Source organism: Skermania sp. ID1734 (assembly GCF_007489285.1).
In the GTDB taxonomy this organism is placed as follows: domain Bacteria; phylum Actinomycetota; class Actinomycetes; order Mycobacteriales; family Mycobacteriaceae; genus ID1734.
On sequence record NZ_VLIY01000005.1, the window covers coordinates 259,127 to 277,544 of the forward strand.

At 65.9% G+C, this 18,418-nt stretch carries 13 protein-coding genes and 1 tRNA gene; 3 read left to right on the top strand and 11 right to left on the bottom strand.

Annotation, left to right across the window (positions count from 1 at the left end):
- Nucleotides 1-10 precede the first annotated feature (10 nt).
- The gene (locus tag FOS14_RS08545; protein ID WP_143769861.1) at nucleotides 11-694 is read right to left on the bottom strand and encodes a response regulator; all 684 of its coding nucleotides are present in this window, start codon (nucleotides 692-694) and stop codon (nucleotides 11-13) included.
- A 380-nt stretch (nucleotides 695-1,074) separates the two neighbouring features.
- On the opposite strand from FOS14_RS08545, the gene FOS14_RS08550 reads away from it, so the two are divergent.
- On the top strand, nucleotides 1,075-1,695 hold the full coding sequence (locus FOS14_RS08550) for a YoaK family protein (RefSeq protein ID WP_143769862.1): 621 nt from the start codon (nucleotides 1,075-1,077) through the stop codon (nucleotides 1,693-1,695).
- A gap of 17 nt (nucleotides 1,696-1,712) precedes the next feature.
- Here FOS14_RS08550 and FOS14_RS08555 read toward each other — a convergent pair.
- Nucleotides 1,713-1,786, bottom strand: a tRNA-Gly gene (locus tag FOS14_RS08555).
- 82 nt (nucleotides 1,787-1,868) lie between these two features.
- Between FOS14_RS08555 and dcd the strand changes: the two genes are divergently transcribed.
- Nucleotides 1,869-2,441, top strand: a complete 573-nt coding sequence (gene dcd, locus FOS14_RS08560; protein ID WP_143769863.1) for a dCTP deaminase — start codon at nucleotides 1,869-1,871, stop codon at nucleotides 2,439-2,441.
- Here the strand turns inward: dcd and FOS14_RS08565 are convergent.
- The gene (locus tag FOS14_RS08565; protein ID WP_143769864.1) at nucleotides 2,438-2,974 is read right to left on the bottom strand and encodes a YdcF family protein; all 537 of its coding nucleotides are present in this window, start codon (nucleotides 2,972-2,974) and stop codon (nucleotides 2,438-2,440) included. The genes dcd and FOS14_RS08565 overlap by 4 nt on opposite strands.
- A 386-nt stretch (nucleotides 2,975-3,360) precedes the next feature.
- Between FOS14_RS08565 and FOS14_RS08570 the strand changes: the two genes are divergently transcribed.
- Entirely contained in the window at nucleotides 3,361-4,785 is a 1,425-nt protein-coding gene (locus tag FOS14_RS08570) for an Hsp70 family protein (protein ID WP_255450166.1), read from the top strand.
- Here FOS14_RS08570 and FOS14_RS08575 read toward each other — a convergent pair.
- The 8 genes from FOS14_RS08575 to FOS14_RS08610 form a co-directional block, all read right to left on the bottom strand.
- Nucleotides 4,782-6,107 (bottom strand): YibE/F family protein, encoded by a 1,326-nt coding sequence (locus FOS14_RS08575; RefSeq protein WP_370512191.1) that lies wholly within the window; start codon nucleotides 6,105-6,107, stop codon nucleotides 4,782-4,784. The genes FOS14_RS08570 and FOS14_RS08575 overlap by 4 nt on opposite strands.
- A gap of 37 nt (nucleotides 6,108-6,144) precedes the next feature.
- Nucleotides 6,145-7,464 (bottom strand): TIGR01777 family oxidoreductase, encoded by a 1,320-nt coding sequence (locus tag FOS14_RS08580; protein ID WP_143769865.1) that lies wholly within the window; start codon nucleotides 7,462-7,464, stop codon nucleotides 6,145-6,147.
- Nucleotides 7,465-7,733: 269 nt separating this feature from the next.
- Complete coding sequence (locus FOS14_RS08585; protein WP_185981688.1) at nucleotides 7,734-8,981, bottom strand: pyridoxal phosphate-dependent aminotransferase; 1,248 nt, start codon at nucleotides 8,979-8,981, stop codon at nucleotides 7,734-7,736.
- A gap of 186 nt (nucleotides 8,982-9,167) precedes the next feature.
- Nucleotides 9,168-12,284, bottom strand: coding sequence for a (Fe-S)-binding protein (locus FOS14_RS08590; protein ID WP_143769866.1), 3,117 nt, complete (start codon nucleotides 12,282-12,284; stop codon nucleotides 9,168-9,170).
- Nucleotides 12,285-12,485: 201 nt separating this feature from the next.
- Nucleotides 12,486-13,775, bottom strand: coding sequence for a S1 family peptidase (locus FOS14_RS08595; RefSeq protein WP_143769867.1), 1,290 nt, complete (start codon nucleotides 13,773-13,775; stop codon nucleotides 12,486-12,488).
- 62 nt (nucleotides 13,776-13,837) lie between these two features.
- Nucleotides 13,838-15,172 carry a S1 family peptidase gene (locus FOS14_RS08600; RefSeq protein WP_255450167.1) on the bottom strand — a complete coding sequence of 445 codons (1,335 nt, stop codon included), beginning with the start codon at nucleotides 15,170-15,172 and terminating at the stop codon, nucleotides 13,838-13,840.
- A gap of 50 nt (nucleotides 15,173-15,222) precedes the next feature.
- Nucleotides 15,223-16,413, bottom strand: coding sequence for a hypothetical protein (locus FOS14_RS08605; protein WP_143769868.1), 1,191 nt, complete (start codon nucleotides 16,411-16,413; stop codon nucleotides 15,223-15,225).
- 74 nt (nucleotides 16,414-16,487) lie between these two features.
- Nucleotides 16,488-18,416: a LuxR C-terminal-related transcriptional regulator gene (locus FOS14_RS08610; RefSeq protein ID WP_185981689.1), complete on the bottom strand. Its 1,929-nt coding sequence runs from the start codon at nucleotides 18,414-18,416 to the stop codon at nucleotides 16,488-16,490.
- Nucleotides 18,417-18,418: the final 2 nt, after the last annotated feature.

The window sequence follows — 18,418 nt, forward strand, 5'->3', positions numbered from 1 at the left end:
CGAAAGACAGCTAAAGGTCTTCGATGTGGACGATTCCGTCCTGGATGGCACGGGCAACGAGCGCCGCCTTGGTGGAGGCCTGCCGCCCGACCCGGGCGTACTTCATCCGGATCCGGGCCAAGTGCGTATTCACCGTGCCGACCGAAATGTGTAGAGCCTCACCGGTCGCGCCCTTGGACTCGGTGCGAAACCATTCGCGCAGGACCTCGATCTCGCGGTCGCTGAGCTTGGGTCGGGAAGACCGCGGGTTCGCAACCATGGCACGCTCCATCGACGGGCTCACGTAGGGCGTATCGGTCAGCGCGGCGCGGACGGCCGCGACCATGTGCTCGCGGCCCTCAACTTTGGCGAGGTAGGTAAGCGCGCCGGCATCAAGACAGTCGAGGATCACGTGCGGGTCGGTGCTCGACGAATAAACGACCACCCGGTAGCCCGCGCTAGCAATGGTCGCGACATGTTCGGCTGGCGCGGTCGCGCGTTCGGCGAAAGTCAGATCGAGAATCACCACGTCGATTTCTGAACCGGCCGCGGCCGGATACTTTTCGAGGAAATCGGCTGGCCGGGTAAATGTCGCCGACACAGCAATCGGCGGATCGACGTCTCGAAACCAGGAAATCAGCCCGTCGTGAACGACTTCGTGATCATCGACCAACGCAACCGAGACCGGTCCGGAACCATCGGTCGAGTCCGACATAATTCGTGCACCTCCCCCCGCGCGATCACGCTGCCGGAGGTCTATTTTCGCGAACTATCAAAGGCGACGGTGTCCGTCACGCGATCGACAAGGAGTCCGCTTTTGTTCGAATTGTCGGTTTAATGGTTAGGGGTCGAGCGCAACTGTGCGAACGAAAGTTCATCTCACAGACGGGATCCCGTCTGATCGGGCGAGTTGTGTTCGTCCAGTTGCGGTGCCTGGCAACTCCGCGGAGTGATTCCGTCAGGATCCGCGGGTGCCGCCCCGTAGAATCATTCTGGCCCGTCTGCTACTGACCAGGAGAGTCGACGATAACCACCCGCTCGGTCGAGCAGCAGGCCCCGCCGCACGAGCGGGGTCACCGCTTTGTCCTGGCCTACATGGGTCTGCTCGCGTGCGTCGCGGGATTCGTCAACGCGGTGTTCATCGTGGTGCTGATTTTTCCGGTCAGTCACCTGAGTGGATCGATCGCGAATCTCAGCATTAACGCGATCACCCGCAATCTGTGGGAGTTCGCGGTAATCGCCCTGATCCTGCTGGGATTTCTGTGCGGGGCCGCGGGGGCGGGTTCGGTGCTCGGGCACGCCGAACGCACCAACGGCGTCAGACGCGGACTTGTGCTCGTTCTCGAAGCGGCGCTGCTCATCGCGGCGATATTCGCGCCGAACCTCGGCCTGCAGGCCTTTCTGGCCGCCACCGCCTGTGGGATGCAGAACGGCGTGACGTCGAACTATCGCGGCATGGCTGTCCGCACCACTCACTTGACCGGAACCGTGACCGACCTCGGAGTGATGTTGGGTCGCAGCCGACACCATGGCCTCGACTGGCGCCAAGTGGCGATGCACGTGCAGACCGTTGCGTTGTTCATCGTCGGCGGGTTGCTCGGTGCGATTGGTGGGACGACGTTGGGGCATTGGGCGTTATTGATTCCAGCGGCGGTATGCACGGCCGCTGGAATCAGCGCCATCGTGTCCGAACGTTGGCGGGGGAGCGCCGGTTGAGAGGGCGGTGCTTTCACTGGAGCCGGTGACGGGAATCGAACCCGCGCTGTCTGCTTGGGAAGCAGAAGTTCTGCCATTGAACTACACCGGCACATGGGGGTGAACCCCGCGATCGTCACTTTAGCAGCGAACTCGTCACCGACGCCTGGACCCCGGGGGCTAGTCTCGTCGGCGTGCTGCTCTCCGATCGAGACATCCGCGCCGAAATCGATGCTGGCCGGCTGGGACTGGAACCGTTCCGCCCCGACCTCATCCAGCCGTCGAGCATCGACGTGCGACTCGACAGCCTGTTTCGAGTGTTCAACAACACCCGCTACACCCACATCGATCCGGCGCAGCAACAGGACGAGCTGACCAGCCTCGTCGAGCCCGCCGAGGGCGAACCGTTCGTGCTGCACCCCGGTGAATTCGTGCTCGGCTCGACGTTGGAAATGTGCTCGCTTCCGCACGACCTGGCCGGTCGGTTGGAGGGCAAATCCAGCCTCGGCCGCCTCGGTCTGCTCACGCACTCGACGGCGGGCTTTATCGACCCGGGCTTCAGCGGACACATCACGCTGGAGTTGTCGAACGTGGCCAATCTGCCGATCACGCTGTGGCCGGGAATGAAGATCGGCCAGCTATGCCTGATCCGTCTTTCCAGCCCGGCCGAACACCCGTATGGCAGTGCCGCCGTCGGCTCCAAATACCAGGGCCAACGCGGTCCGACACCATCGAAGGCCTACCTCAACTTCGTCGACCGCGCCTAACACGACTGAAACGCGGCCAGCGCATACCCCGCGGACTGGTACAGAAAGTTGTACGCCCAGCGGCCAAGGGACAGCTTCGGCCGCACCGGAACCATGAGCACCGAGATGTCGGTGCATTTGCCGATTATGTAGCGGGCCCGCGACACGTGCGGCGTGAAGGTTATGACGATGACCCGTCGCCAGTGCTCCGTCCGGGCCAACCGTGCGATCTCGCGGCCCTCGCCGCGCGTCGTGGCCGGCTTAGGAGCGAAGCAGCGCACCCGAAAGCTGTACCCGCCATGGCAGATTCGATTGACCAACGGGCTGTGCCGATAGGGGTTCGAAAACACTACCTGCGGCGCATATCCGGCTCGGGCAAGCTGCAGCCCCAGCTCCTCTCGGCCATCGTGCGCTCCGCCGAGGACAACGATCGCGTCGGACGGTGCCGGTTTGTCCACCATGGGGTTCACGTAGACGGGCCACAACGCGACAACAGCGCCGATCACCACCGCGATGACTACGCCGAGCACCACGACGGTTCGGCGAAAGCGCATGGCGACATGCTAACCACGCCACGGACCCCAGAAATCGATCCCGAGTTCAGCCGCCATCAACCCAACCGGGTCGCCGATGACAGATCGGTATCGGTCGGTTATCGATGGACGAAATTGCCTCGACCCAACCACGCTGCGACCGGCAGGATGTCCCCATCGAGTACTTGGTAGCCGGTAGCTAGCGAGGTTGCTGAAATTAAAACTATCTTCATCCGGGATATATGCACGACCGGTTTGCCGGGACTATGCTTCGAACGGACGAACGCGGTAGGAGCCGATTCTCTACTAGCATTCCTACTACCCGGTACGGCTACACTGTCGGGCGAACGACGGTCCGTGGCGGGGGTTCGCGTCGGGTATAGGCGTGATCGGAACTAAGGCGATTTATGACATCTGTTCTTGGAGTCTCGGTCGGAGCGAGCGCCATCCGTATGGCCCGCTCCGAGTCGGTGGGCTCTGAGGACGCTTCCGGCGGCGGCTTCGTCCCGCCTATCGACGACCAGATCGTGGCCGTTACAGACCAGCGACCTGAGGACATGACGGCCGAAGCGGTCGGGGTCGTGCTCGAATCCGGCGCTCAGACGGCCGCCACCGGCATCGCGTACCGCACGCAAAGCCAGGCTTCCGCGATCGCCTCAGCCATGTCCCGGCAGGGCATTCGTAACTACCGGATGGTCCCGGAAGTCGTTGCTGCAGCGGCTTATTTGCAGGTCAACAAGGACATCGCCGGTTGTGCGACGGTCGGGATCTATGACCTTGGCAGCTCGGGTCTGACCGTCAGTGTCGTCGACATCGACGGTCATGAGGTCCTGTATTCCCAGCACACCGCTGAAGTGAGCGGCAAATACTTCGACTCGCTCGTGCGCGAACAGCAGATCGCCTCCGGGCGGATCGCACCGCCGCATACGCACGCCGATTTCGTTGCCCTCGACGTGCAGTGTCGTGAGGCAAAGGAGCAACTGTCCACGACCACGGCAGTGGCGTTGCCGTCCGTCGGTGGCCTGGTACTCATCACGCGCGAGAACTTCGACGAGCTGGTCGCCCAGACGGTGACAGCCTCTATCGAGTTCACGCGCGACGTTTTCCAGAAGTCCGAGCGACCGATCGATGCGGTTGCTGTGATCGGCGGCGGCGCGCGCATCCCGCTCGTGCAGTCGATGCTGCGAGATAACTTCGAAGTTCCTGTCATCATTCCGGAAGACCCCGAATCCGTCGCCGCGCGCGGGGCCTCTTTACTCGCCGAACCGGTGGCGGATCACCTGCCGAGTTCCGCTGCCGTACCGATGTGGCTGGGGCGGTCGCGCAACCATCGGCGCGAGATCAGCGGCGCCGGGCTGGCCGTGAGTTCGTTGGCCGTGGTCGCCGCAATCGGTTTGGCGCTGGGTTACGGCGGTCAGATGTTGGAGCGCGGTACCGACTCGGGCGGAGACAGCCCCACGACGACCCTTCCCACCGTTCCGCCCCGCACGGCAACGCTCGACCCGTCGATTGCCGTTGCGCCGGGACCGGAACTGCCCGCTCAGGTGATCACGAGCGTGCTGCAGGTTCCGCAGCAACAATTGCAACAACAACAACAACCGCGCTCCGTCGATGCGACGCAACCCGGTAGCGCTGCTCCCACCCAAACCGCGCAGACCGTGCAGATTCCGGGTTTGCCGCCGTTCACGGTCCCGACGCTGCCGCCGGCACCGACGATCGACCTGCAATTGCCGCCGGCTCCGACCTTGCCGCCGGCGCCTACGCTGCCCCCGCCGCCGACTCTGCCGAAGGACCTGCCGAAGCTCCCAGGTCTGCCCCGCTTCCCTGCCTAACGCGCCGCGTGCCGGCCGCGGGCCGCGGGTGCTTTCGCGGCCACAACTTTGGCGCCGAACGGCCGGGCTAGCATCACGGCGATCGCGGTGGTGAGCGGCACTGACAACGTCAAGGCGATGCCGCCGACAGCGGAGCGAACGATCTCGATAGCGACCGCATCACCGGTCAGCACGTCGTGCAAGGAGCGTCCGGCGACGCTGAAGAGCAGCAGCAGCGGCAACGCGCCCCCGGCGTAGGCGAGGACGAGGGTGTAGACAGTCGACGCGATGTGGTCCCGACCGACCCGCATCGTTGCGCCGAACACTTCCCGGCGCGTCGCCGCGGGATTGGATGCGGCGAGTTCGAATGCCGCCGACGCCTGCGTGATGGTGACGTCGTTGAGCACGCCGAGCGAACCGATGATGAACCCCGCGAGCAGCAGTCCGCTGATGCTGACATGCTGCAGATAGGTCTGCACATTGGTGTTCTGTTCTTCGGAAAGCCCTGTCAGGTGGGTCATTTCGATGGCGAGCCAGGACAGCGCCGCGCTGAGGACCATCGCGGCAAGCGTGCCGAGCAGTGCCGAACTGGTGCGCAGATTGACGCCATGCGCGAGGTAGAGCACGGCGTAGAGAATCAGCGCCCCGGCGACCATCGCCACCGGTATCGCCGGTTTGCCGTCGAGCAAGGCCGGCAGCAGGAAGACCACGACAACGACGAACGCGAAGATCAGACCGAGCACCGCGCGCAGGCCTCGCCATCGGGCCACCACCGCGATGACCACGACGAACACAATCGCGATCACCGTCAGCGGCAGGCCGCGCGCGTAGTCGTTGAAGGAGTACAGCGTCGTGCCGCTCGGATCCGTTTGCCTGACCAACCGGATGTGGTCGCCCTTCTTTAGTTCCGGTTGCCCCGGCCCAGGGGCGATCTCCAGCAGCGTCGAGGTGCCCTTGTCCGGGCCGGATTCGATGGCGACGATGCTGCGCTCGCACTGGTAGGAGTTGTTCGGCGGCAACTGCGGATTCTTCGTCAGCACCTGACCCGCGGACGGGCTACCGCACGGTCCGGTGTCGTGCGCGGTGACAGTTCCGGCTTCGGACTGCACGGCGCCGCCGCCGGTCGTCTGCATCGGCAGCGGAATGTCGACGTGCTGCTTGCTCGGCCACAGAATCGCCAGCGCGATTAGCGTCAGGATTCCGATAGCAACGAGGATGCCGACGACCACCCGCGCGGCGTGCCGGCCGATCGCCAACGGGCCGTCGCTGTGACCGTGGCCATGCCCATGACCCACGAATTTGCCGTTTTGCGTAGGATTTTCGAGACGCGAGTCAGCTGGCACCACAACAGCGTAGTTACTGGCCCGCCAGGCGGGGCGACTAACGGCGGCCCAGCTGGTGCCCCAGGGAATCCGCCAGATCGGGGCGGCGGTAGGTGTGCCCGAGCGCGATGAGTTTCGCAGGAATGACCCGCTGGTTGGCCAGCGCGAGCTCGTCGGCACCGTCGGCGCCGAGGAGGATTCGCGGACCGAAGCTGGGCACCGGCAGCAGCGTCGGACGATGCAGCGTCCGCCCGAGCGTCCGCGTGTAGTCGGTATTCCGCAACGGCTGCGGCGCGACGCCGTTGACGGGACCGGACAGGTCGGTGTCGTAGATCGCGCGGTGATAGATGTCGACGAGGTCGTCGAGGTCGATCCAGGACATCCATTGCCGGCCGTCACCGAGGCGTCCACCCAGACCCGCGGTGAACAGCGGTCGCACCAGGCCCAGCATGCCGCCGCGGGCGGATTGGACGATGCCCGTACGGACCTGCACGCAGCGGATGCCGGCGTCGGCGGCCGGTTGGGTCGCGGCTTCCCAGTCTGCGACGAGGTCGGCGAGCAGGCCGTCACCGGGGTTGCTGTTTTCGGTCAGTGTCTCCGCGCCGCGATCCGGTCCGTAGAAGCCGATCGCCGAGGCCGACACGAACGCCGCGGGCTTGGTCGCGGTGCGAGCGGCGACCTGCGCCAACGCCCGGGTCGGCGCTACCCGACTGTCCCGGATCGCGGCCTTATGGGCGTCGGTGAAACGCCCGGCGATGGATGCGCCAGCCAGGTGTATGACCACATCGATACCGGAAAGCAGATCGGGCGCAGGATTTTCCGGATCCCATCGACGTTCGTGCTCGGTACGGGGTGCGCGCCGAACGAGCTTGATGACGCGGTGACCGCCGGTGCTGAGAAAGGCCGCGAGCGCGGTGCCGACGAGACCTGACGACCCAGTGATCGCCACAGTTTTGGGCGTCAGTCCCGCATGTGCGGCGCTGCGATGCGCGGCGAGATCGTCGGCAAGTTGGCGGTGGCGAAAGTCGAAGGTCGATGTGAGCGCGGAGGCGGGGACGATGGTGTCCACGTGATCGGTGATTCGGCACTGATTGGCGCCCGCTTCCTCGAAGCGGTGCGTGTGCCGCCAGCGCAGCAGCGGACTCACGTCAACGAACTGGTGCGGCGGCGCGTAACCGCTCGGATCGTGAGTGGCGACCCAACGGGCGCCCAGCGGCAGCCCGATGACGGCCCGGCCGTCGCGCAGCGACTCAGCCTCGCGGATCACCTTCAGTGGCTGCCACGGCGGCATCAGGCGCACAATCGCCCCCGGACGGGCGTGCCAGGCGAAGACTTCGGCGCACGGAAAGTCCAGGACGCTGCTCGCGATGATGCTCATCCTTCGATCCTGTCGGTTGTGCGCCGAAACGCACGGGTGGATTGAAGGGATTTCGCGAAAGAGAGATTTTGGGATGGGTGGCGGAGAGCAGGGGGGATGTCCCCGCCACCCGGCACAGGCGGCCCAGGGGGGATGGGCGGCCCGGCATGGCACCCGAAGTGCCGTTGTTTAGCCTACCGTCATCAATCTCACCGCGCCAGTCGGTATAAATATCAATCAGATCTGCGTCGATCAGTCGGGAACTGTCACCGAAACAGACCGGCAGCCCATTACTGGCTGTAGCTGGCGAGGAAGTTGCCCAGCCGTTCGATGGCCACCGAAAGATCACGCGCCCAGGGCAACGTGACAATCCGAATGTGGTCCGTATTGGGCCAGTTGAAGCCGGTGCCTTGGACCACCAGGATTTTTTCCTGCAACAGCAGATCCTGAACGAGCTTCTCGTCGTCGACGATCTCGTGCACCTCGGGATCGAGCCGCGGAAATGCATACAGCGCGCCCTTGGGCTTGACGCACGAGACGCCGGGAATCGAGTTGAGCCGCTCCCACGCAACATCGCGCTGCTCGAGCAGGCGGCCGCCGGGTAGAATCAGGTCTTCGATGCTCTGGTGGCCGCCGAGCGCGACCTGAATCGCGTGCTGTGCCGGCACGTTCGGGCACAACCGGGTGGACGCGAGCAGATCGATGCCCTCGAGGAACCCCGAAGCGTGCTCCTTTGGGCCGGTGATGGCTAGCCAACCGGACCGGTAGCCCGCCACCCGGTACGCCTTCGACAAGCCGTTGAACGTGAGACAGAGCAGGTCGGGCGCGACGGTAGCCATCGAAATGTGCTTGGCGTCGTCGTAGAGGATCTTGTCGTAGATTTCGTCGGCGAGCAGCAGCAACCGGTGCTTGCGGGCGAGATTGGCCAGCTGGGTGAGCACTTCCATCGAGTACACGGCGCCAGTCGGATTGTTCGGGTTGATGACCAGCAACGCCTTGGTCTTGTCGGTGATCTTGGACTCGATGTCGGCGATGTCGGGCTGCCAGCCGTTGCTTTCATCGCACAGGTAATGCACCGGCGTTCCGCCCGCCAGGCTGGTCATCGCCGTCCACAACGGGTAATCGGGTGCGGGAATGAGCACCTCGTCGCCGTTGTCGAGCAGCGCCTGCATGGTGATGGTGATCAGCTCGGAGACGCCGTTGCCCAGGTAGATGTCGTCGACGTCGAGTTCCGGGAAGCCCGGAACCAACTCGTAGCGCGTCACGATCGCGCGCCGGGCCGACAGGATGCCCTTGGACTCCGAGTAGCCCTGCGCGTACGGCAGCGCGGCGATGATGTCGCGGACGATCACATCGGGCGCCTCGAAACCGAAGGGCGCCGGGTTGCCGATGTTGAGTTTCAGGATCCGGTGGCCTTCAGCTTCCAACCGTGCGGCGTGTGCGTGTACCGGGCCCCGGATTTCGTAGAGGACGTTTTGCAGCTTGGTCGACTGCTCGAGGGTCCGCGGCGTGTGGTGTGGATGGCTGGTTGGGCTCACCCCAATATCGTGCCAGGTTGTGTCGAGCGATTTTTCGGCTGGATAGTGCTGCGGTGTGCACTCAGTGTCCACTAATGCCTTGATAGGCGCGGGATAAGGCCTGTGCGCAGCCAAAAATGGACATGGAGCGCACCGGGTTCGGATAGCACAGTGGCCCCGCCGTGCGGCGGGGCCACTGTGTCGCGTTTAGCTCCGGCGGCCCGGCGCCTTGGCGCCGGCTTTGAACCCGAGCCCACCCGGCTTCGCCGCCGGTGGGGCTGCGGCTTCACCGTTACCGCTTGCGGCCGGCTCCTTCGACGGTTCTGACGGTTCCGGCGCCTTCTCCGCAGCGGTCTCCGACGACCCGTTCGACTGCTCGGCCGGTTTGGGCGCCGCGGACGGTCGTGCGCCGGGCTTCTTGAAGCCCGACTTCACCGCCAAGCCCTTTGGAGCCACGGACGGCATCGACGCCTCGGCGCCGGCCTTGGGTTCGGTGGGTGCCTCGGCCTCGGGTGCGTCGACGCCCTTCGGTGCCGCGGAGTCTGCGGACTGGGCCGGGGCGGCTGCCTTGCCGGGGGCTTTTGCGCCGGGGGCCTTCGCTCCGGGTGCCTTGGCGCCGGGGGCTTTGGCCATGCCCTTCATGGCGAGGCCCTTGACCGGCGGCTTCGGCGTGGAAGCCTCGGCAGTCTCGGCGGGCTTGGCGGCCTCAGCGGCTTCCGGCTTGGCGTCAGCTGCCTTGCCGGGGGCTTTCGCGCCGGGTGCCTTGGCGCCGGGGGCTTTGGCCATGCCCTTCATCGCGAGGCCCTTGACGGGCGCCTTCGGGGCAGCGTCTTCGGCAGGCGCGGCGGCCTCGGCCGGCTTACCGGGGGCCTTAGCGCCGGGTGCCTTCGCTCCAGGTGCCTTCGCGCCAGGTGCCTTCGCGCCAGGTGCCTTTGCCAGACCCTTCATGGCCAGCCCCTTCGCAGGGGCGGCCTTCGCGGCGGGAGCGGTCTCGGCGGGGGATTCGGCAGGCTCCTCGATGGTTTCGACTCGCCCGGCCTCTTCCTGCTCGGCCGTAACCTCGGTGGCCACCTCCGCCTGCTTGGTGGTCTTCGGCTTCTGGATGACCTTGATGTTCTCGGTCAGCTCGTCCGGCTCGAGCCGGCGAATCGAACCGAGCATCAACTGCGCGACGTCAATTACCTCGACGCCCTCACCCTCGCCGGATTCCTGACGCGCGGTGACACCGTCGGTCAGCATCACCCGGCAGAACGGGCAGCCGGTCGCAATCTTTTGCGGTCCGGAGCCGTTTGACCCCAGCGTCGACAGCGCCTCGTCCACGCGGTCGATGTTGATGCGCTTGCCCAACTGCTCTTCCATCCACATCCGCGCACCACCCGCGCCACAGCACATGGACCGTTCGCCGTGGCGCGGCATCTCGCGCAGGGTGGAGCCGCTGGCGGCCATCAACTCGCGCGGCGCGTCGTAGACCTTGTTGTGACGGCCGAGGTAGCACGGGTCGTGGTAGGTGACCTCATCGCTGACGGGCGCGACCGGCACCAGCTTCTTGGCCCGCACCAGCCGGTTGAGAAGTTGGGTGTGGTGGATGACCTCATACTTCCCGCCGACCTGGGGATATTCATTACCCAGCGCGTTGAAGCAGTGTGCGCAGGTCACCACGATCTTGCGCTTTTCCTCCGGCACGCCGTCGAACACCGCGTTGAACGTCTCGATGTTCTGCATGGCGAGCTGCTGGAACAGGAACTCGTTACCGGCACGCCGGGCAGAATCGCCGGTGCAGGTCTCTTCGGCACCGAGCACCATGAACTTCACGCCTGCGGTGGCCAGCAGTTCCGCGACCGCCTTGGTGGTCTTCTTCGCACGGTCCTCGTACGCGCCCGCGCAGCCGACCCAGAAGAGGTACTCATAGTCTTCGAACGTGTCCGCATCCTGCCCGTACACCGGGATGTGGAAGTCCATCTCGGAGATCCAGTTCAGCCGGTCCTTGGCATTCTGGCCCCACGGGTTGCCCTTGTTCTCCAGGTTCTTGAACAGGCCGGCCAGCTCGCTGGGGAACTCGGACTCGATCAGCACTTGGTATCGGCGCATGTCGATGATGTGGTCGACGTGCTCGATGTCCACCGGGCACTGCTCGACGCACGCGCCGCAGGTGGTGCAGCTCCACAGCACCTCCGGGTCGATGATGCCGTGGGCATCTTCGGGCCCGACCAACGGACGCTCGGCTTCGGCTCGCGCGGCGTCGGACAACTTGGCCAGATCCGCCTCGGACAGCCCGATCTCGTCGCCGCCCATGTCCTTCTTGCCGCCTGCGAGCAGGTACGGCGCCTTGGCGTAGCCGTGGTCACGCAACGACATGATCAGCAGCTTCGGCGACAACGGCTTGCCGGTGTTCCACGCCGGGCACTGCGACTGGCAGCGGCCACACTCAGTGCAGGTGGTGAAGTCCAGCCAGCCCTTCCAGGAAAAGTCCTCGATCTTGCCGGCGCCGAACGCGTCGACATCGGGGTCGGCGTCCTCCATGTTGAGGACCTTGCCGCCGGACATCATCGGCTTGGCGGCACCGAGCGCAACGCCGCCGTCGGCCTCGCGCTTGAAGTAGATGTTCGGGAAGGCGGAGAAGCGGTGCCAGGCGACACCCCAGGTCATGTTGCGGCCGACGACGAACAGCCACACCATGCCGGACATCAGCTTGACGAACGCGAAGATCGAAATGAGGGCAACGCTGTCGGGCAGCACCTTGGAAATCGGGCCCGTGACGAAGTCGGTCCACGGAGTGAACTCGCCATGCAGGCGCAGCGCGCCGGCCTTGACCAGGACCATTCCCAGGCCCTCGAGCAGGACGACCCACTCGACGAAGTATCCGGCGCTAAAGACGGAGCCGCTGAACCGCGAGAGCCGATCGGGGATCCGCGGGTGGTTGAGCTGGCGGATGATCATCAGCGTGACGATGCCGATCACGGTGCCGACGCCCAGCAGCTCATCACCGAGATGGAACCACCAGGTGCCACCGATCAGTGGCCAGCCCCAGGTCGGATCGAAGGTCTGGCCGTAGGCCTCGAACCAGAAACTCATGCCGGCGAGGAAGCCGATCATCACCAGCCAGTGCGCCCAGCCGACGGTGCGGAACTTCACCATCCTGGTGTGCGCGAGGAACTCGACGAACATGTGCTTGAACCGCGGCCAGAATGGGTGCCAGCGATCGGGCGCGGGCTGCCCCAGCATCACCGACCGGAAGATTCCCCAGGCGCCGGACACGAAGGAGGCCCAGCACAACACGCTCAGGAGTGCACCAATCGTGCCCAACGTGATCGTCAGGGCATTCATGTCGCAGCCTTTCGTTCAGGGCAGCTAGGCGCCGCTGCCATCAGCGCGTAAGCCTAGCGCCTCGCAAGTTACTCGCCAGTAACATGGTACCGATTTATCGAACGAGAACATTGTGCTCGTTCGACTATTCACGGTATTCGCCCGCTTTTCACTATGTGTGAGGAAGGGCAGACTTACCGGCCTGAAACTGCGTGCTGACCGCTACGACGTGCGAACCTGCAAACCTGGATTTTCCGCCAGGATTGCGCTGACCGGGGTCGCAAACAGCTGCGGGACGTCCCCGGTCACAGCGCCGATGGCGTTGGGGATCTCGCAGATCGGATAGTCGGTGACTGTCGACGCGCTGGTGACCCCGAGCGCCTGGGTGCCGGTGATCACCGTGCCGCCACTATCGCCCGGCAGGGCACACAGGTTGGCGGAGAAGCCGTTCGACAGGACGCGCTTGCCCACATCGACGGTCTGATTGATGGTGGCGATGGTGCCGCAGCTGAACCCGGTGCGTGCGCCCGACTTGCAGACCGGCGCGCCGACGACCGGCTGTGCGACGCCGGTGATGAACACCGGCGGGGCGGCCGGAACGCTCACGGCGTTGTTCTGGAACTGTCGAGCAAACGAACCGTTGATAGCGACGATCGAGTAGTCGTGCCCGTCGAGTCGAGACTTCTGGAAGGTGCCCACCTGCGGGCCGAGGACGTCGGCCGGGCCGAGTTCGAACACCGGTGCCGCGTTCGGGGTACCGCTGGCACCCTGGTTGGGGTTGCAGTGCCCGGCAGTGATGTTGACGGTCTGGCCGCCGAGCGTCCCGTTGAAACCGAACGAGCAGCGCAGCGAGATGTCGCCGGCCATCGAGGCGAACGCATCCCCGCCGGCCTCCGAACCGTTGACGAGCGCCGCCGGATGCCGGGCCTGCTGCGGCGTGGCCGTCGTTGCGGGCGAGGCGCTGACCACATGACTCGGCTCGATGAAGTTCGGCAGCTTCAAGTCGACCGAGTGCGCAGCACTGGCCAGCCGGACGGTCAGCGCGTTGCCGACCGTGTCGATGCCGACGCCCTGTACAGCCTGGGCAACCGACGCCGGCTGGCCGTGCAACCACGTGGTGAACGTGTTGAGCTGCGACTCGAGGGTCGATTCGCTCTTGGCAGCATGCTGCACTGTGAAGCCTGCCGCGGTTGCCGCCGCTGCCGCCTGCTGCCGCTGCGGTCCGTCGGCGAGCGCAACGACCGCCTGACCGGCCTCGTTGAGCCACGAACCCGCAAAGGCCTGTGGGTAACGGGTGCGGGCGGTGTCGGCGAAATCGCCGAGCTGCTGGGCGAGCGCCGCCCGATGCAGGTATTGGTCCGGCGACAGATGCAGATCGCGGTTGAGGGCGGTAACGAGGGCCTTCGGAAGCTGCGGGGTCGCCGGTGCGGTCTGTGCTTGTGCACTGCCGCACACAGCAGCAGACATCAGCAAGGCAATCGAGCCGGCAACCGCGGCAGCAGAACGACGCATGCGCATGACTATATTTGTCGGCCGCTTCGAAACCTATTTATCGATACTGAATTGCCGTCTGTTCACGGCATATCGGACGCGCGCACCCGAATTCCGGCGCCGAGACCGCGGGCATTGGCGTCGGCAAGGATGTCCCGCACCGCAATTCCCAGGCTGGACGTGCCGCCGTCCTGGGCGAGGGCGATGTTTGCCTGCCCGCAATCCGGCGCCTCGGCGCTGTTGGATCCGCTGGTGATGCCCAATGCCAGCGTTCCGGTGACGATGGCGCCGCCGCTGTCGCCGGCGAGGGTGCAGGCGGTGTCGGCGAATCCACGGACTGTTCGAATCAGGCCGTCATCGCCGAACACGCTCGCCTCCACTTGATCAGCCGAAACGATGCCGCAAGTGAACTCGGACGATTGGCCGGACTTGCACACGGGCGCGCCGGTCACGGGGACGGCTGTTCCGGTGACGGTGAGCGTTGTGCCGCTCGCGCCGCGCACAGACGGCCGGTCGAGGCCAGCGGCGACGCCGGCACCGTTGAAGCGGATCACCGAATAGTCCAGATGCGAGCTGTCGCCGGTGACCGAGCGGACGAACGATCCGATGTTGACGCTGGTCGTGACATTGTCGCGATTCGGGAGGTAGACCGGGGCGCCGCCGTGTGGCGCATTCGGATTGCAGTGTCCCGCAGTGATATTCAGCGGCTGACCGGCATTGTCGATGCTGTTGAATCCGAGCGAGCAGACAGTGATCTGGCCGAGCGGCGTGCCCGGCAGCGGGGTCCTCGCTGTCACAAACGTGTCGCCGCCCATCGGTCGGTGCTCGATCGGACCACCGCCGCCCGGCAGCATCACCACCTGCAGGTTCGCCAGTAGCGTCGGCAGGTTCAGCATCCGCCCGATCGGGCTGTCGACGATGTCGATGACGACGTTGTTATTCAAGATGTCGATCGAGGTCGCCTGCACCTGCGAGGCGAGTTGACGGGGAAGGGCAGCCAGCCATCGGTTGAGCTCGGCGAGGGAATTTTCGAGGTTATCCGCCGAGATCGGCGCCAGTTTGGTGTGGAATCCGTCCCGCGCGGCGAGCGCAGCGGCGTTCGTGGATGTCACCGCGATCACCGGGGTCCCGGAGTTGTCGAGAAACGCGCCCGCGAAATCGGCGGGCCGGTTTGCCCGGAAGGTGCGCGCATACTGCCCCAACAGCTGCGCTTTCGCGGCGCGGTCGAGGTATTGCTCGGGCGTCAGGTGCAGGTCGCGGGCGACGGCCTGTTGCAGTTCGATGGGCAACTGGCTCGCAGAAAGTTGGGTGGGCTGCGGGCTTGCCTCAGCCGGAGCGGAATTAAAGAGCAGCCAGGCCACTCCCAGCACCGCCACGAACAATGCGGCTGCGCAGCGGCGTGCCGGAGTTTCGGCCATGTAACCCCTTTCCGGACAATCCGGTGAAAACCTTAACCGCTACTCGGCGATTACCGGCCCGAGTTGGGGATGCCAAAACTGGGGATCGGTCCGAAGAACCCATCGGAGCTGTTTGCGCTCGTTGTCGGCATGGTCGGCACGACCCAGGGATGCGGCTGGAAGGGCGAACCGGTGCTGGTCGGCGAGGCGCTCGACGATTCCGGGGGAGTCGTGGTCGCGGGTGCTGGGGTCGTCGCGGGTGCTGGGGTCGTGGTGGGTGCAGGCGGCGGCGTCGTCGGCGCGGTGGAAGGCGTCGTCGCGGCGGCGGGGCTCGTCGGCAGTGCGGAACTCGGCGGTGGGGGAACGACGGTCACTGGCTGGTCGATGTCGTACACCTGGCGGCTCGCCGGTTGCGGCTGCACCGCGGGCGGTGCCGGCGGTACGGGCTGTTGCGGGTGCGAACTCGGCGCGCCGCTAGTGCTTTCGGCAGCGGTCATCGTGGGTTGCTGGTGGTCGCGCTGTACCAGTGCGGTGGCAACCCCGGCTCCCAACGCGATTGCCGCGACCAATGCCGCAGCCTGGGCCAGCCGTACCTTGGTCTTGCCCGGCGCCTTACGCGGTCGGGGTGCGACGGCCGGTTTGGCGCCGACCGGGGCGAGCGGCTCCAGCGGTGCCGGCAGCGCGGAGTAGGCCAGGGCGTCGACCACCGGGCCGGTGGGCTTGGCTTCGACCTTTTCGGTCACGGCAAGCGGCGCCGCCGCGGTCGGGTCGCCGGTTTCGGTGGCCGCGACCTGCAGGGCGACGAGAGCAGCACCGTGCGCGGCGTTGTCGTCGGCGGCCGCTAGCGCGCGGGCTTCAGAAATCAGCGCGATTGAGGACAGTCCGAGGTAGTCGAGGGAATCGCGCAGCGCGCGGCGCGTCTTTGCCGGCCAATCCGATGGGTAGGTCGCATAGAACTCGGTCCTGCCGCGAACGTGGTCGGCCGCGAGTTCCACCATGCAATACAGCGCCGTGGCGAAAAGGTCTTCGCCGCGGTAGGCCTCGCCGCGGACGTCGATGCCCTCGGCAGTGCCGACGGAGTCGAGAAAGTCGGTGATCGCGTCGGGGTCGGATTCGGCGACGAGTGCGGGCGATCCCTCGCTGGGCATGCGCAGGGCTGTCGGTCGAACGATGTACGTCGGCTCCGCCGAATCATCGTCGTCGCTGGTCACGGCGACAATGCATTCCGAATCGTCGATATACAGGCCAACCCCTGTGGCCATCGTCGCACCCCTTCCCGACCTTCACCGGCGCGCTGTCGACCCGTATATCGCTCGCAAGAACGATTTCGATACGCCTAGGGACTTGATCCGTATCCCATCGCCCGCAGCATCGAGAGCAATTCGGACCGGGAGCCGGCCCCCAGCCGACGCCGGATTCGGGCGACGTGGTGCTCCACGGTCTTCGCAGAAATGTACAACCGCTCACCGATCTCGCGGTATGTGAAACCGAGCACAACCAATTCGGCGACCTCGGCCTCGCGGGCGGACAGCGCATCGGAACTCGGTGGCGTCTTGGCGGGCTCCGGAGTTCTACGCAACTGGCTTTGCCGCAGCGAGCGGGCAACCTGAAGCAACCCGGTGGCGGTGGCGGTGTCGGTGGCGCGCAGCGCGGCCTCGCCGGCAAGCCGGGCTCCGTCCCAGGCCAGCCCGAGCCTGGCGAGCAACCGTGCGGAGCGTTCGACGCGCTCGGGATCGATCTGGTCGCTGAGCACTTGCAGCCATGTTCGCCCGGCGTTGGCAAGTGCGGCCGCGTACTCGTTGCCGTCGGATTGCTCGGCGGCCCGACGCAACGATCCGGCGTGTTTGACCAGCAACTGTGGTGCCTCGGCGACGATCGCAGCCTGCACTCCATACCAATGGAAGGTGTTGGCCCACGCGGGGGGATCGCCGAGCGCAGCGAGCAGGTTCTCGGCCTCCGTGATCAGATGCTCGACCCGCTCCGATTCACCGACCCGGATCCCGCCCAGCCACAATTCGCCGAGCGGCAGCAACGTAAAGAGGTCGATCGACACTTCGTCGATGAGCAGGTGGGCTGCTTGCCAATGCTGGGTCAGCGCGCCGTAGTCGCCGCTGCGTCGCGCGAGTCCGATAGCCATGGCGCGTGCGAACAGTTCGTCGTGGCGGCTGAGCGCGTCGACGCCGACCTCACGGAGTACGGCGGCCGCCGATTCGTCGTCACCCGCGAGCATTGCCACCCACCCAGCCAGCAACCGGTGGAAAGCCCAGGTGCGGCTGCCCGGCGCGTCGGTCTCGGTCGCGCGCTGCAGCGCCGCCTGCGCGCGGGACAGGTCGCCGTTGTGCACGCTGAGCAGTGCGGCGATGGCGGCTGTTGAATGCGGCGTCAACCGCCTGGCAACAGCGCCGGATTGCATTGCGAGAGCGCGGAATACGGAGCTGAGGGCAGGCCGGGCGTTGGTGGTGATGGTGTGGCGCATGGCCTCGGCAAGGCACCGATCCGCCGCCATGGCATCGGTCGGCGGACCCACGGTAGGTGCCTTCAGCATGGTCTCCGCGCCCCTCGGGTCGCCCGCGCCGTAGAGCACGGTGGCGGCGAGGGCGGCGTCTGCCGACGAGTCGGATCCGAGCCAGCGGTAGAGGTCGGCACTGCGGCGCAGCACGCCGCGGGATGCCCAGATCGTCGCGCCGACGCGAACGGCGGTCCGGCGATCCTCTGGATCGGTGTCGGCCGCGGCGAGGAGTTGTTCGACGATCGCCATGGCGGTGTCGTCGTCGCCGGTGCGGGCCGCGGTCTCGCAGCGACGGGCCGCAACCGTGGCGGGATCGGCTCCAGCCAGGATGGCCGCCGCGTATGCCGATGCTGCGATCGCTGGATCGAGCGCAGAATCCGCGAGTCGAACCAGCGCGGTTGCGAGCGCGTCGTCACGCACGCCGAGTTCGGCCAGCCTGATCGCCTGCGCCGGGCGCAACGAGTCGGTGCGCAGCCTGGCGGTGAGGAACGCGTGCAGGACGGCGAGAAACCGTCGTTCACCGAGCCGGTCTCGGATCAGCGGGACCGACCGGACGGCGTCGACGCGTGCTTGACGGGCCTGTTCGACTAGCTCGACGGCGCCGGTTGCGGGGACATCGAGAACCTCGGCTATTTCCTCCGCGTCCAGGCCCGATCCAGCCGTGACCATGGCGAACACGCCGAGCAAGTCGTCGCCGGCCTGCTCGATTGTGTCGCGAAGAGTCTCGTCGGTCGTGGACGCGGAGCGGGTGAGCAACG